This is a genomic window from Nitrosomonas sp. (assembly GCF_043753625.1).
In the GTDB taxonomy this organism is placed as follows: domain Bacteria; phylum Pseudomonadota; class Gammaproteobacteria; order Burkholderiales; family Nitrosomonadaceae; genus Nitrosomonas.
The window spans coordinates 1-15,622 of sequence record NZ_JAYUWI010000058.1 but is presented as its reverse complement, the minus strand read 5'-3'; the positions used below and the strand labels follow the sequence as shown (position 1 = coordinate 15,622).

The following is a 15,622-nucleotide window of genomic DNA, read 5'->3' as shown; positions in this document are numbered from 1 at the left end:
TGATGTCACTGCGCCGACCGATGCTGAACTTTATACAAAAAAGTCACGGCCCACTACTACATCTAGCTACCTTGGGAGTTAACCGGATAAGCACGGTATATTCTTCGAAAAGAGCAATCTCACTAACGACAGCAATGGCACTTTTAACAATTATGGGAGCTCTGTTTTTCTATCCCAAAGCTCCATAAACAACAACGGCATAATGAACAATTATGGCACCTTCACCAGTAGCGGCCTGATTGAAAATTCCAACACGATTGACGGCTCTGGCGTATTTATCCAAGATGCTGATGGACCCAGTAGTGCAACCATTAATAACGGCAGCTTCAGTCAGACATCTTTCCAGTTCAATGGCGGCGAGGTGGGCGGAGGCGGCTCGTTCACAGGTGATGTCACCATTGCTAGCGGTGCTATTGTTAGACCAAGCGCCACAACAACGTTCAATGGCGATTTTCACAGCAGCGGCGATTTTGTTCTTGGAATTGCCGGAACGGGAACTGGACTCTATAGCATGTTGGCCATTAACGGCAATGCCGATTTTACCGGAGGCGATGTTCTGTTCGTCTTCACAAACAACTTTCACCCTGCCGTGGGAGATCATTGGAATTTTTTGCTTGCCGATAGCATCACTGGATTGGACAGTTTAAATATCAGCTTCGCAGGTACAAGCTTACCGAACAGCGACAAAATAAAAGGCGATATTACATTCGATAATTTGGGCGGGCATTTGGTCATTACTGCCGTCCCCGAGCCTTCTACCTACGCCATGCTTCTCGCCGGGCTTGGTTTATTAGGATTTGTAGCACATCGTAGAAAAACGATTACTATTTGATTCCAACCTAGACCATTAACAACAACGCCAATCCAATACCGGCAGCGGTTGCCAGCATACCCAAGATGCATTGTTTCGCCAGCAAGGCGTTGCCGATGAAGAAAATGAGGCCGAGTTTGAAACCAATGTTGGAGAGTATTGCGAGTGAAGTGGCCGTCACCGCTTGCGTGGCTTCCAGTTTACCCAGTTCATATAAACGCAGGCTCGACAGGGTAATGGCATCGACATCCGTCAGGCCGGAGACTAACGCGACGGCATACAATCCGCTGCTGCCAGCGATGTCCGATAGCCATGCGGCAAAAAACAGCACGATGCCATAGATCAGTCCGAAAGCCGCTGCCGTGCGCATTTCGGTTGGATTCTTGGTTTCTGGCACCGGCAACTCATTTTGCCGTTCTAACTGATACCACCAATAAGCCGTGACACCTAATCCCAGCAGAAAACCACTGCCTAAAATAGGCAATAGCTGCGGCAATATGGCGGGAGTAGCCACCGCACTGACGATAGCCAAGCGGATCAGCACCGTTAAATTGGCAAGCAGGATGACCACGACAGCGAGCGGGATAAAATTTGGGTTTTCCGTGCTACGGCGGGCGTATACCAGTGTTGTGGCGGTGCTGGAAACCAACCCGCCGAATAAACCCAGCACCGCACTGTGGCGTGGACCGATCAATTGTAGTGCGATATAACCCGCCAGACTAACGCCGGAGATCAATACCACCATTAACCAGATCTGGTACGGATTGATCGCTTCGTAAGGTCCATAGCTCTTGTCTGGCAGTATCGGCAGAATGATAAAAGTCAGCACGGCAAACTGCAGTATGGAAATTAAATCCCGCCGGCTCAGCTTTTGCGTGATGCCGTGCAGTTCTGTTTTGAAGTACAGCAAAACCGTGGTGATGATGGCGAGCATGACGGCCAGTGTGTCGTTGCCATACCAGACCGAAGCGCCCAAACCATAGCACACCAGAATAGCGACTATGGTGGTCGTGCCTGGATCTGCATTATCGTCTTTGATACGGAAATAAGCGGCGATCATCATCAAACCGATGATCAGCAAGCCACCTAGCAGCAGCCAGGGTGTGGCTTTTTCCGACAACATAGCGGCCAGCGTGCCGAATAACGCAACCAGTGCAAATGTTCTTAACCCTGCCCGCGAACTTGGGTTGCGTTCGCGTTCCAGCCCGATTAATAAGCCAATCGCAAGACTGGTCACAAAATGTGGCAAAGCAGCCAATTCGCCATTCAGTGTGAATTCAGTGTGCATCGTTGATTACCGGATTATCTGCGTGAAACCAATGTTCGAGCAGGAACTGTAAAGTTGTCTTGCCATTATATTCATTAATCTGTAAGCGATAAACCGCATCAATAAGATCGGGTAGCGGATCGTTATGGAAAAACAAAATACCGTCGTAAGAATCCCCTGATTTCCGCGGCGTTTGACCTGGGTTACTGTAATCCAACTTTCTTAATTTCAGTTTTAAATGCTTCTCACCAACAATGCGCTGGCTTTCGACATAAAACCGCGCATTGAATGACGGTTGCGGAAAACCTTGTCCCCACACTTGCCGGTCGAGGTATTCAACCAGTTCCAAATTAATGTCAGAGGCTTCCAGATCGCCATCGGTTTCGATCACGCGCGTCAAATCGGCCGGTGTCAGCAGGGTTTGTGCAACTTGCTCAAAAGCATCGCAGAACTTCTCAAAATAATGCGCATGAATCGTCAATCCCGCTGCGGCTGCGTGACCGCCGAATTTGAGGATCAGTTCAGGATGCCGTTTGGCAACCAGATCCAATGCATCGCGCAGGTGAAAGCCATTAATCGATCGCCCGGAGCCTTTGATTTCGCCGTCATTGCCAGGTGCGAAAATGATGACCGGACGGTGATGTTTGTCTTTGATACGCGAAGCGAGTATGCCGATGACACCCTGATGCCAGTCGGTATCGAACAGGCAGATACTGTAGGCGGCCTGTATTTCCGGTTGCAGGGTTTTGAGCGTATCTTCCAGCTTGAGTAACGCGCTTTCCTGCATGGTGGATTCGATTTCCCGGCGCTGCCGGTTCAATTCATCCAGTTGTTTGGCAATTTGTGTCGCATATGCTGCATCATCGGTAATCAGACATTCAATACCCAGCGACATATCGTCCAGCCGCCCGGCTGCGTTCAATCGCGGTCCTAGCATGAAGCCCAGTTCATATGTGGAAATTTGCTGATATTCCCGCCGCGACACCTGCAACAGCGCATTAATACCCGCGCAGCCGCGGCCTTTACGAATGCGTTGCAAGCCTTGCTGTACCAGAATGCGATTGTTGCTGTCCAGCTTGACTACATCGGCGACCGTTCCCAGTGCCACCAGATCAAGAAAACCGGCGAGATTGGGCTCTTGCCCCGGTGTGGTGAAAGCACCGCGCTGACGTAACTCAGCCCGCAGCGCCAGCATCAGGTAAAAGATAACGCCCACACCGGCAATACTTTTGCTCGGAAAAGGGCAGCCGGGTTGGTTGGGATTGACAATAGCCATGGCTGCAGGCAACTCATCCCCAGGGAGATGGTGATCGGTAATTACGACTTGCATGCCCAGCCGGTTGGCTTCAGACACGCCTTCGACGCTGGCGATGCCGTTATCGACGGTAATCAGGATATCCGGTTGCTTGGTGGTATGCGCCAAATGCACAATTTCCGGGGTCAATCCATAACCGAATTCAAAACGATTCGGCACCAGATAATCAACAATTGCGCCAAATTTTCGCAAAACCCGGATGCCGACAGCGCACGCTGTTGCGCCATCGGAGTCATAATCCGCCACAATCAGCAGGCGTTTTTTTGCTGCGATGGCATCGGCCAGCAGGGTTGCCGTCACCATGATATTTTTCAGTTGCCCGAATGGAATCAGCTGTGCCAGCTCTGTTTCAAGTTGGCTGGAATTTTCAATGCCGCGTGCGGCATAAATGCGTGCGAGTACCGGCGATAGGCCGCTACCGCTAAGTGCCTCGACAGTATGCGAATCATACACACGGGTGGTAATTTTAGACATGAACCGGACAATACGCAGGCGGTTTTAAATCGTGCGAGAAAGTTTTATTCTGCACTGGTTTCCGTCGCTGGTGCGAATTTTTCCACCTTGAGGATGTGCAACCGGCGACTATCGGCGCGTTGCACGGTAAATTTGAAGTGACCGATAACGACCGATTCGTGCCGGATCGGCAAGCGGCCAAATTTGTTGAGGACCAAACCGCCGATTGTGTCGTAGTCATCGTTGCTGAAGTTTGCACCGAGCACTTCATTGAAGTTTTCAATTTCGGTAATCGCCTTGACACGATACAGTCCGTCCGATTCCATGACGATGTTATCTTCTTCCTCGTCAAAATCGTATTCGTCTTCAATTTCTCCAACAATCTGTTCGAGTACATCTTCGATGGTGACGAGACCGGCTACACCGCCATATTCGTTAACGACAATGGCCATGTGATTGCGATTGCTGCGGAAATCCTTGAGCAGAACATTCAGCCGTTTGGATTCCGGAATGAATACAGCCGGTCGCAACATGTTGCGCATAGCGAATTCTTCTTCACTGGCGTAATAGCGCAGCAGATCTTTTGCTAGCAGAATGCCGATGATGTTGTCTTCGCTGCCTCCGGTGACCGGAAAACGGGAATGCGCGGCTTCGATTACAAACGGAATAAATTTTTCGGGTGTCTCACTGATGTCGACGATATCCATTTGCGAGCGCGGCACCATAATATCGCGCGCCTGCATTTCTGAAACCTGCATAACACCTTCGATCATGCTGAGTGCATCCGAATCCAGTAAATTACGCTCAAAGGCAGAGTGCAGTACGGTAATAAGTTGTTCGCGGTCTTCCGGTTTACGGATCAGCAAAGCGCCTAACCGCTCTAACCAGCCGCTTTTAGGAGGAGGTTCTTCCATGATGTCGAGTGAATCTAGTTGAAGTAATAGAAAAAGGGATTAAAGATTTTCTTCGCTGCTTATCCAGGCAAAGATTATTGTGGTGAAATTGCGTCGCCATGCTCTGTATACGGATCATCATAGCCAAGTCGGGCCAGTATTTGTGTCTCCATTTGCTCCATCACAACTGCTTCGGCTTCTTCAATATGATCGTACCCTTGTAAATGCAAAATACCGTGAACGGTTAGATGTGCGTAATGTGCCGTCAGGTTCTTATGTTGTTGCCGAGCCTCTTGGCTGACAATCGGCGCACAAAGCACGATATCGCCCGTTAGGGGCTGCCTATCGTCATAAGCAAAAGTTAGCACGTTCGTCGCATAATCCTTATTGCGGAATTGATGGTTGAGTTCATATCCTTCGGCTTCATCCACAATGCGTAAAACAATTTCGGCTTCCTGCATCAACGCGACTTTAACCCAGCGGCGGAACTGCGGCCGTGTGGGTACGTCTGTGCTATTTGTCGCATACTGCACCATCAGCTTAAATAATTTCTCCATGCAAAAAGCTTATCAGGACTCCTGCTTGCGCTTGTCGTGTTTTTCATAGGCAGTGACAATGCGTTGCACTAAAGGATGTCTCACCACATCTTCAGATTTAAAATGTGTGAAGGCAATGCCGCGAATGTCTTTGAGCACCTGCTGAACTTCCATCAATCCGCTTTTCTGATGTTTGGGCAGATCGACCTGCGTTACATCACCGGTAATCACAGCTTTGGAGCCCAAACCAAGGCGCGTTAAGAACATTTTCATTTGTTCCGGCGTGGTGTTTTGTGCCTCATCCAGAATGATAAATGACTGATTTAGCGTGCGTCCGCGCATAAAAGCTAACGGTGCGATTTCAATCGAATTACGCTCAAATTGTTTGCTGGTTTTTTCAAGTCCCATTAAATCATACAATGCGTCATACAATGGGCGTAAATAAGGATCAACTTTCTGGGTCATATCGCCGGGTAGAAACCCTAAATGCTCGCCCGCCTCAACCGCAGGGCGGACCAAAATCAGGCGCGATACTAGGCCACGTTCCAGCGCATCGACAGCGCTGGCCACAGCGAGATAGGTTTTGCCGGTGCCGGCCGGGCCGATGGCAAAAGTGATATCGTGTTCCTGAATTTGTTGCAGATACAGCGCCTGGCGTTGGGTTCGCCCATATAAATTGCTGCGGCGTGTAAGCAACGCGGGCTGTTTGATGGTTGCGGTCTTATCCGACTCATCGGCTGGGCTAGGCGCGTTCTGTGGACTCAGCGCTTCGATCAAGCCGAGTTGAACTTGCTCCAGACTCAGATGTTGTTGCGATTGGCTGTAAAAATTGCGCAATACTTGTGCCGCCAGTTTTATCTGCCCGGATTTCCCCGATAAACTGAAATGTTCACCGCGCCGTGAAATGGCCACATCCAATGCTGTCTCAACCTGTTTGAGGTTCTCATCTAATGCGCCACACAGATTCGCGAGTCGCTGGTTATCCGCTGGTGTGAAAGAAATTTCGAGGGGTGTGGGTTTCAATGTCAAGCGATGCTGTTACGATAATACAATTCTCTCAGCGGGCGCGATACTTTGCAAGTAAAACCCTTCTGTAAGAATTTTTTATTCATGCACTATTTCACCGCGCAACGTATGCGACCGTGCTTCTGTGATGCGCACATTCACAAAACAGCCAACCTGCTCAGGATTGCTTGTTAAATTGACGACACGGTTATTGTCCGTGCGTCCATAAAATTCATCTGCATTCTTTTTGGATACGCCTTCCAGCAGTACTCGCTGTACCGAACCGATCATTTGCTGACTGATTTTTCCGCATTGCTGATTAATTTGTGCCTGTAATTGATGCAATCTTTCCAGCTTGACTTCCTGTGGTGTGTCATCGGGCAAGTCAGCAGCCGGCGTGCCCGGACGTGGGCTGTAGATAAAACTGTAGGAATCGTCAAAGTTCATATCTTCAATCAACTTAAGGGTTGCTGCAAAATCTGCCTCAGTTTCTCCGGGAAAACCAATGATGAAATCAGAAGTGACTGAAATATCCGGGCGTATCGCACGTACTTTGCGGATGATCGATTTGTATTCCAATACGCTATAACCCCGTTTCATCGCCGCCAGCACCCGGTCGGAGCCGGATTGCACGGGAAGATGTAGATGGTTGACCAGTTTGGGCAAATGACTATAAGCCTGGATCAAACGGGCGGTGAATTCTTTCGGATGTGAAGTGGAATACCGAATGCGCTCGATTCCTGGTATTTCGTGAAGGTATTCGAGCAGCAAGGCAAAATCAGAAATTTCTCCGTCATCCATCACGCCCAGATAAGCGTTAACATTCTGCCCCAACAATGTGATTTCCTTGATGCCATGGTCTGCCAAAATGGCAATTTCTGTCAGCACATCATCCAATGGACGCGAAACTTCTTCGCCACGTGTGTAGGGCACCACGCAAAAACTGCAATACTTGCTGCAACCTTCCATAATCGAAACAAAAGCCGTGACGCCTTCGGTACGAGCGGGCGGCAGGTGGTCAAATTTTTCAATTTCAGGAAACGAAATGTCGACCTGTGAACGACCAGTTGTTTTGCGTGTTTCGATGAGCTGCGGTAACCGGTGCAGCGTTTGCGGTCCAAAAACAACATCCACATAAGGCGCACGACTAACAATTGCTTTGCCTTCTTGGCTGGCCACGCAGCCACCCACACCAATCAATAAATTAGGATTGTTTTCTTTCAAATGCCGGACACGGCCCAGATCATGAAATACTTTTTCTTGCGCTTTTTCGCGTACTGAGCAGGTATTGAACAGGATAATGTCGGCTTCTGCCGGGTCATCGGTGGATTCCATGCCATAAGCGGCGTGCAGGACATCCGCCATTTTCTCCGAGTCATACTCGTTCATCTGGCAACCAAAGGTTTTAATATAAAGCTTGTTACTCACGGATTGTTTAGGATTAATTTAAAAAAAGAAAAACCGCTTTTTAGGTGCCGGTAGCTGCTGCCCTTCATGCTCCGCCGCTTTCACTTCGTCCGGAGTCAGAATCCAGACGCGATGCAGACTTCCCATGATATCCAACTGGTAGCGAACAATCCCAATATAATTCGCCACACTCGGCAAGATTATCAAATTATCAACACCCCGGATTTGCCCACCAGCCGCCATTATCATTTGCTGGCCATTAATGGTGAACTGCGGAAAAGAAACTGCGGTTAGTTTACCCAGTTTGCTATCGGGCGGGAAATTTCTTTGCGGCTGACTAAAAACAGGATGCGATAGCGTGATCAATACAATCACCAGAAATAATTGTATTACCCGTGTTTTTTTCATGATTTTACTGGACAGAAACTGGATAAACGGTACAAATCATAAGTTTGAATCTTAATCTGCGCCTAATTCTTCTAAAAACCTTATGATACGCTAAAGAGAAATTTGATATCAACGAATTTGTAGCTCCCGAGTGTTGAAAGAATTCAATTACGCGCAGCGCCGCTTGATGTCTTTTTTAGTGCGTCACAATTCGAATCATCGGGGGCTTAAGTCCGACAGACCTAGCAGCACCGATTTAATCTGCCTTTACTACCATACCGTGCTTCCTGCCGCTCGCGGAAAAATTCTTCATAAGACATAATCGGACGATCCGGGTGTGCAATTTTCATATGATCGACATACGTGCTGTATTCCGGAACACCAACCATTAGCCGTAAGCTTTGTGAGATTTGGCGCATTGTTTGAGTCATTTTGTTTATCATGATTTGTTTCTCCAGTATTTATTTTTCAATTGTCGCGTGGACGGGTAATAATTCAAAAGGCGCTTCTTGTGTGGTCGGGTGACGAACAACGCGCGCTTGCAGCACGGTTTTAATTCCAAAAAACAGCATGCTGATGAGTACCGCCATGAAAAGACTGGCTAGTGATGCGTTCACATAATCATTGAAAATAACCTGCTGCATTTGCTCGATTGATTTGGCTGGTGCCAGCACGATCCCATCTGCTACGGCATCCCGGTATTTGTTGGCATGCGCCAGAAAACCAATGCGCGGATTAGCATCAAAAATCTTTTGCCACGCGGCCGTCAGTGTGCAGACGCAAACCCACGTCAGAGGGATAATAGTCACCCAGGCAAAACGATCAAGCTTCATTTTAAACAGCACGCAGGTACACAAAATCAGCGCAATACCCGCCAGCATCTGGTTGGAAATACCAAACAAAGGCCACAGCGTATTAATCCCGCCCAATGGATCAACCACACCCTGGTAGAGAAAATACCCCCAACCAGCCACGCAGATCCCGGTGGCAATCAAACTGGCAATTAGTGAATCGGTTCGTTTCATCGCGGGGATGAACGAACCCAGCAGATCCTGCAACATAAAACGTCCGGCACGAGTTCCGGCGTCAACCGCCGTCAGGATGAACAGTGCTTCAAATAAAATGGCGAAGTGGTACCAAAAAGCCATCATCGCAGTACCACCGACAACTTCCGACAAAATCTGCGCCATGCCGACAGCCAGTGTCGGTGCGCCACCGGTTCTGGAAATGATGCTGTGCTCGCCCACATTCTGCGCAGTCTGGGCAATCATATCGGGCGTAACATAAAAACCCCATTGCGAGATGGTTTGCGCAGCCGATTCCGCCGTGGTGCCGATGATTGCCGCCGGACTGTTCATCGCAAAATAGATGCCGGGTTCCAGAGTGGATGCAGCCACCAGCGCCATAATCGCGACAAACGATTCCATTAGCATGGCACCGTAACCAATGAAACGCGCATCGGTTTCATTCTGAATCATTTTCGGCGTAGTGCCGGAAGCGATCAACGAATGAAAACCGGATATCGCGCCACACGCGATGGTGATAAACAGAAAAGGAAACAGACTGCCTGACCACACCGGTCCAGAGCCGTCAATAAACTGCGTCAGCGCGGGCATTTTGAGCTCGGGTGAAATGATAATCACGCCAATCGCCAGCCCGACGATGGTGCCGATTTTCAAAAAGGTTGACAAATAATCGCGCGGCGCCAATAACAACCAAACTGGTAACACCGAAGCGATAAAGCCGTATCCAATCAACAGCCAAGTCAACTGCTCACCGGTCAGCGTAAAAATTGCCGCCCAAGCTGGATCTTCCTGTACATACTGCCCGGCCACGATCGACAGCATCAACAGCACAAAGCCAATCAACGATACTTCCCCAATCGCACAAGGGCGGTAGCGTGAATAAATCCCCATGAACATCGCAATCGGAATCGTCGCCGCAACTGTAAACGTACCCCACGGTGATTCGGCCAGCGCCTTGACCACAATCAGTGACAACACTGCGAGCAGGATCAACATGATAAAAAATGCGCCAAACATCGCGATCATCCCGGGAATATGCCCCAATTCGGATTTGATCAAATCGCCGAGTGAACGGCCATCACGACGAGTTGACACGAACAACACAATAAAATCCTGCACCGCCCCGGCAAAAACCACGCCAGCCAGCAACCACAACATGCCCGGCAGATACCCCATCTGCGCAGCCAGAATTGGCCCCACCAACGGGCCCGCCCCGGCAATCGCAGCAAAGTGGTGCCCAAATAAAACATATTTATTGGTCGGCACATGATCCAGGCCATCATTGAGTTTATGTGCCGGCGTCATGCGCGTGGAATCTAATTTCAATACCCGGTTCGCGATGAACAGACTGTAAAAGCGATACGCAATGATATAAACGCAGACTGCCGCGATCACGATCCAAATTGCACCGATGGATTCACCCTGGTGCAACGCAATGACACTGAAAGCAAAAGCGCCGGTGAGAGAAAATAGTAACCAACCAAGTTTATTAATTATATTATTCATTTATCTTTCAGAAGTAAGAGAAGGTATATAAAAATAATTGCGTTTTGACAGCTACGCAACCAAAAAATAACAAACCAGCGTAATCACCACAACCCCGATGAAATTCAGCGCCAATCCTTCGCGCACCATATTGGCGACGGTGACATGGCCGCTGCCGAATACGATGGCATTCGGCGCAGTGGCTACCGGTAGCATGAAAGCACAGCTCGCACTCATCGCGGCGGGGACCATCAGTAGAGCGGGATCGATGCCTGCGCCGAGTGCTGCAGACGCTAGGATTGGCATCAGCAATATCGTGGTTGCGGTGTTGCTGGTGGTTTCGGTTAGGAAAGTGACGATTAGCGCGATGGTCGTGATCATCACGAGCGGATGCAGGCTGGCGAGAACTGCCAATTGATCGGCGATCGCGCGGGATAGTCCGGATTCGACAAAAGCTTGGGCGATCGCGATGCCTGCAGCAAATAAAATCAGAATACCCCAGGGCACGCGCTTCGCAGATTCCCAGTCGATCAATTTGCCGCCGCGCCCATTGGGAATCAGAAATAAAATGACGACGGCGACCAATGCAACGATCGCATCGTTAGCGCCTTTCAGACCCAACCAAGTGCTCCAGCCACCGAACGGTTCGAGACGCGTTATCCAGGCCAACGCGGTCAAACCAAAAATAATCAGCACGCGGCGCTCTTCCGGACGCCAGTTGCCAGCAGAAGGAATCACTAATTCGCCGCAATAATCCAGTTTGCGCGTGAGCCATAATCCTGCCAGTGGCAGAAAAAGCAGCACGACCGGCAATCCCCAGCTCATCCATTGTGAGAAACTGATTACTGTCCCGGTAAAACTCTCGTACTGCTGTATGAAAACTAGATTCGGCGGTGTGCCGATCGGCGTACCTAACCCGCCGATGCTGCTGCCGTAGGCAATTGCCAACAGCAACGGTAACGCCAATTTTTTATCGGGACTCTGCGTGATGACGGCTAGTGCAATCGGCAGCATCATCAACGTGGTTGCGGTATTCGATATCCACATGCTTAACGCGGCAGTTGCGACCATAAATCCCAATACGATACGGCGGCTACTGGTGCCGCCGATTACATTGACCATGCCCAGTGCAATCCGGCGGTGTGCACCGGAACGCTCCATTGCCACAGACAAGATGAATCCGCCGAGCATCAATAGAATCAGCTCACTACCATAGGCCGCAGCTATTTTCTCCTGCGGCAAAACGCCAGTAAGTGGAAAAACCGCCAAAGGAATAATGGCCGTGGCAGGAATGGGGATCGGTTCAAATATCCACCAAACAACACACAGAATGGCCACGGCACCTGTCCAGCAGGCTTGACCTTCCCAGTCAGATTGATTCATTCCGACAGCAACAGCGATTGCGAGCAATGGGCCGGCAATCAATGCCCACTGACGGTTGGGAGTAATGGTCATAAGATTATTGATTTAAAAAGATTAGAAGCGATGACAGCAGCTTTTCTGAATTGTAATTTATGCCACATCTTGCCGCAGAGGATGCAATGCGTCAATAACGCATTATTTTACTTGGCATGCGGTATTACGAGGGTGGTGAGTTATTCAGTACTTCTTTTACTCGTCTGTATCGAGGCTTTCATGTCGCAATAATCGGTGATAAAAATCCAATCGCTTGCGATGAATTTTTCCTGCTTGGACGGCCAGTGTCACAGCGCAGCCGGGTTCACGGGTATGGCGGCAATTACTGAATTTGCATTGTCCGATATAAGGGAGGAACTCAATAAAACCCCATGCCAGATTTTCATCTTTAATATGATTTAAGCCAAATTCCTGAATTCCGGGGGAATCGATAATATCGCTGTTAGCATCTACATGGTAAAGCTGTGAATGGGTGGTTGTGTGGCAGCCGGAATCCAGTGCGACCGAGATTTCCGCGGTGGCGCGCTTGGCTTGCGGGATCAGCGCATTGAGCAAAGTCGACTTGCCCATGCCCGATTGGCCGGCCAAGACACTGAGATGGCCTTGCAAATAGGGTTGGAGCGCCGAAATATCTTTGAGGGCGCTTAGCTGTAGTACGGGATAGCCGAGATCCCTGTAAAGCGAGAGTATGTCCATTGCCGCTTGGGTGGGCTCTGTGAGATCGGCTTTATTCAGTACAATCAACACTTCAATATTTTCGCTCTCAACAGCGATTAGGCAGCGATTGATCAATTCCTCACTAAAACTGGGAACTGCCGCCACGACTATGATGATTTGTGTCACATTGGCCGCGATGATTTTTTCCTTGAAGCTGTCACTGCGGTATAACAGCGATTTACGCGGCTTTATCGCTTCAATGACGCCTTGTCCGGTGGTGGTAAGCTGACATTCAACCCGATCACCGCAAGCCACGCCGCCCTTCTTACCGCGCATGACGCACGATACGATTTCACCCAATTCCGTTTCAACGGTGAAGTGTCTGCCATAAGCGGCAACAATCTGTCCGGCTAAGTACTCAACGCCATTCTTTGAGTTTTTCTGGCGGATACTCAAATTGCAAACAGCTTGTCGATTTTGGCTGCACAGATAAAATCATTTTCGGATAAGCCGCCAATCGCATGCGTTGTATAGGTGACCACGCATTGATTATAACCAACCATCATATCCGGATGATGATCTTCCCGATGGGAAACCCACGCAGCCGCATTCACAAAAGCCATCGTCTGATAGTAATTCTTGAATGCATAGGTTTTGCTGATTTGCTTATCCAGTAGTTGCCACCCCTCGATTTGCTGCAAAATGGTGGTAATTTCAGCGGCAGATAGCGGCGGTACGCCGCCTTCGCATGGTTTGCATTGTTTGGCAGTTAAATCACATACGGTATTGTTCATGATTGTCCCTGACTTTGTAGATGTGCCACACGGATCGATGCCGGTGGATGTGAGTCATAAAAGGCGGAATGCAAGGGATCCGGCGTGAGTGTGGCAGCATTGTCCTGATACAGCTTAACCAGCGCATGGATCAGATCATCCGCCGATGAATTTTGTGCTGCATAGGCGTCCGCTTCAAACTCATGTTTGCGTGAATAAATACTCGATATCGGCTGCAACAAAAAGGTGAATGCCGGCATTACTAGGAAAAACAATAGCAATGCCATAGCGGTTGATGGCACGTTGGCAACCTGCACACCCAAACCTTCATAAAACCAGCTTTGCTCCATTAAATAGCCCAATATCCCTAGAAAAGCCAGACTCATCGCAAATGAAATCACAATACGCTTGATCACATGGCGATGTTTGAAATGCCCCAATTCATGCGCCAGTACCGCTTCAATTTCACCCGGACTGAGTCGCGCAAGCAGGGTATCGAAAAACACAATGCGTTTGGTTTTGCCAAATCCGGTGAAATACGCATTACCATGGTTGCTCCGGCGTGAGCCGTCCATGACGAACAATCCGCTGGCTTTGAAACCGCATTTGCTCATCAGTTGCTCGATGCGTGTCTTGAGTGTGGCATCTTCCAACGGGGTAAATTTATTGAACAGCGGCGCAATCCAGGTGGGGAAAATTGCCAGAATAAATAAATTGAAAGCAATCCAACCTACCCAGGCATATAACCACCAACTTTCCCCCATTTTTCCCATCAGCCACAGCACACAAAATAACAAAGGCGCGCCCAGTAATAAACCTAATGTGGCTTGCTTGATCAGATCGGTAAAAAACATGGCCGGAGTCATTTTATTGAAACCGTATTGTTCTTCGATCACAAAAGTACGGTAATAACTCAATGGAAGTTCTGCGGCACTCATGATAAAGAAGGTGCTGATAATCAGCGCCATGCCATGCGCCAAAGGGTCTGTCAGCCAGCCTGCCCAGAAATCACTTAAAGCGTTCAGCCCGCCACCCAGCGTGAAAACGAGCAACAACAAGACATGCAGCAGTATGCTCGGATATCCTGCACGTGTTTTAGCACAAGTGTAATCCGCAGCCTTTTGGTGATCACTTAAACTGATCTGGCTGGCGAATTCTTCCGGTACTTGATCCTGATGGGCGCGTACATGGCGAGCATGCCTTACTGCTAGCCAAATTTGAGTCGATGTAGTGAGCAATAGTGCGATAAGAAAAACCAGTGTAAATGTTTGCATAGTTAAATAATTTGAGCTCTAAAGTTTGGATTCATTCATCATCAGATGATTGCTGTAAAATGAACCGGCATTTCCTTCTTTGTTTTAAAAGTGACGGACTAGTGCCAATATGACACAATTAAACGCATTGCATTCAAAAAATATAAATAATTATGGCACAAGATAACAATAACCTCATCTGGGTCGACATGGAAATGACCGGACTCAATCCAGATACTGATCGCATTATTGAAGTAGCTTTGGTTGTTACCGACTCGCAATTAAATGTGGTCGCTGAAGGACCCGTTCTGGTAGTACATCAATTGAACGAAGTGCTGGACGGCATGGACAAGTGGAATAAATCTACCCATTCCAAGTCGGGTTTGATCGACAAGGTGAAAGCTTCTCGATTCAACGAAACTGAAGTTGAAGCACAAATGATCGAATTTTTGAAATTGCATATACCCTCCGGTGTATCACCCATGTGTGGCAATTCAATCTGTCAGGATCGGCGCTTCATGGTACGTACCATGCCACAGTTGGAGGCGTATTTTCATTATCGCAATCTGGATGTCAGCACCTTCAAAGAACTGGTCAAACGCTGGAAGCCGGAAATAGCATCCGGCTTAACCAAAGAAAATAAGCATGAGGCACTGGCGGATATTTACGACTCCATCAACGAACTTAAGTATTACCGTCAACATTTTATTGTTGCTTGAAATCGCATCATTATTTACGCCTTCTTACAGTATTACGCTAATATTGAAGCTACTTTTCGAACTTTACCGGGTTGTTCATTTCTAAAAAATGGAAAGAAAATTTTATCTTTCAATCATCACTTACTAGGGCCTGTTGACATTTTAAGATAACTATTTAATAAATAGAAACAAACTTGTAATATAGGTATTCCTATAACACCAATAAAACAAGTTTGCGATG

The 15,622-nt window shown here is 48.5% G+C and carries 15 protein-coding genes; 2 read left to right on the top strand and 13 right to left on the bottom strand.

Translation table 11 applies throughout. The features are described 5' to 3' along the window. Positions 1-202: 202 nt before the first annotated feature. Positions 203-832, top strand: coding sequence for an FxDxF family PEP-CTERM protein (locus tag ACH10T_RS05840; RefSeq protein ID WP_394808383.1), 630 nt, complete (start codon positions 203-205; stop codon positions 830-832). 7 nt (positions 833-839) lie between these two features. Here the strand turns inward: ACH10T_RS05840 and ACH10T_RS05835 are convergent, their stop codons facing one another. The 13 genes from ACH10T_RS05835 to ACH10T_RS05775 form a co-directional block, all read right to left on the bottom strand. Then, complete coding sequence (locus ACH10T_RS05835; RefSeq protein ID WP_394808382.1) at positions 840-2,099, bottom strand: MgtC/SapB family protein; 1,260 nt, start codon at positions 2,097-2,099, stop codon at positions 840-842. Continuing rightward, positions 2,089-3,867, bottom strand: coding sequence for a single-stranded-DNA-specific exonuclease RecJ (gene recJ / locus ACH10T_RS05830; protein WP_394808381.1), 1,779 nt, complete (start codon positions 3,865-3,867; stop codon positions 2,089-2,091). The genes ACH10T_RS05835 and recJ overlap by 11 nt, the downstream gene beginning before the upstream one ends. A 44-nt stretch (positions 3,868-3,911) precedes the next feature. Then, positions 3,912-4,760 (bottom strand): HlyC/CorC family transporter, encoded by an 849-nt coding sequence (locus ACH10T_RS05825; RefSeq protein WP_394808380.1) that lies wholly within the window; start codon positions 4,758-4,760, stop codon positions 3,912-3,914. 74 nt (positions 4,761-4,834) lie between these two features. Beyond that, a complete protein-coding gene (gene ybeY, locus ACH10T_RS05820) occupies positions 4,835-5,275 on the bottom strand; it encodes an rRNA maturation RNase YbeY (protein WP_394808379.1) in 441 nt (146 codons plus the stop codon). Positions 5,276-5,308: 33 nt separating this feature from the next. Next, a complete protein-coding gene (locus ACH10T_RS05815) occupies positions 5,309-6,298 on the bottom strand; it encodes a PhoH family protein (RefSeq protein ID WP_394808378.1) in 990 nt (329 codons plus the stop codon). A gap of 81 nt (positions 6,299-6,379) precedes the next feature. Then, the gene (gene miaB, locus ACH10T_RS05810; protein WP_394808377.1) at positions 6,380-7,708 is read right to left on the bottom strand and encodes a tRNA (N6-isopentenyl adenosine(37)-C2)-methylthiotransferase MiaB; all 1,329 of its coding nucleotides are present in this window, start codon (positions 7,706-7,708) and stop codon (positions 6,380-6,382) included. An 18-nt stretch (positions 7,709-7,726) separates the two neighbouring features. Further along, positions 7,727-8,095, bottom strand: a complete 369-nt coding sequence (locus tag ACH10T_RS05805; RefSeq protein ID WP_394808376.1) for a hypothetical protein — start codon at positions 8,093-8,095, stop codon at positions 7,727-7,729. A 221-nt stretch (positions 8,096-8,316) separates the two neighbouring features. Further along, a complete protein-coding gene (locus ACH10T_RS05800; protein ID WP_394808375.1) occupies positions 8,317-8,517 on the bottom strand; it encodes a YbdD/YjiX family protein in 201 nt (66 codons plus the stop codon). An 18-nt stretch (positions 8,518-8,535) separates the two neighbouring features. Further along, a complete protein-coding gene (locus tag ACH10T_RS05795; RefSeq protein WP_394808374.1) occupies positions 8,536-10,605 on the bottom strand; it encodes a carbon starvation CstA family protein in 2,070 nt (689 codons plus the stop codon). Positions 10,606-10,656: 51 nt separating this feature from the next. After that, positions 10,657-12,039 carry an SLC13 family permease gene (locus ACH10T_RS05790; protein WP_394808373.1) on the bottom strand — a complete coding sequence of 461 codons (1,383 nt, stop codon included), beginning with the start codon at positions 12,037-12,039 and terminating at the stop codon, positions 10,657-10,659. Positions 12,040-12,195: 156 nt separating this feature from the next. Next, on the bottom strand, positions 12,196-13,113 hold the full coding sequence (rsgA, locus tag ACH10T_RS05785) for a ribosome small subunit-dependent GTPase A (protein WP_394808372.1): 918 nt from the start codon (positions 13,111-13,113) through the stop codon (positions 12,196-12,198). Continuing rightward, the gene (locus ACH10T_RS05780; RefSeq protein ID WP_394808371.1) at positions 13,110-13,451 is read right to left on the bottom strand and encodes a 4a-hydroxytetrahydrobiopterin dehydratase; all 342 of its coding nucleotides are present in this window, start codon (positions 13,449-13,451) and stop codon (positions 13,110-13,112) included. Before ACH10T_RS05780 ends, rsgA begins: the two co-directional genes overlap by 4 nt. Then, positions 13,448-14,704: a M48 family metallopeptidase gene (locus ACH10T_RS05775; RefSeq protein WP_394808370.1), complete on the bottom strand. Its 1,257-nt coding sequence runs from the start codon at positions 14,702-14,704 to the stop codon at positions 13,448-13,450. The genes ACH10T_RS05780 and ACH10T_RS05775 overlap by 4 nt, the downstream gene beginning before the upstream one ends. A 152-nt stretch (positions 14,705-14,856) precedes the next feature. On the opposite strand from ACH10T_RS05775, the gene orn reads away from it, so the two are divergent. Continuing rightward, positions 14,857-15,402, top strand: a complete 546-nt coding sequence (orn, locus tag ACH10T_RS05770) for an oligoribonuclease (RefSeq protein ID WP_394808369.1) — start codon at positions 14,857-14,859, stop codon at positions 15,400-15,402. Positions 15,403-15,622: the final 220 nt, after the last annotated feature.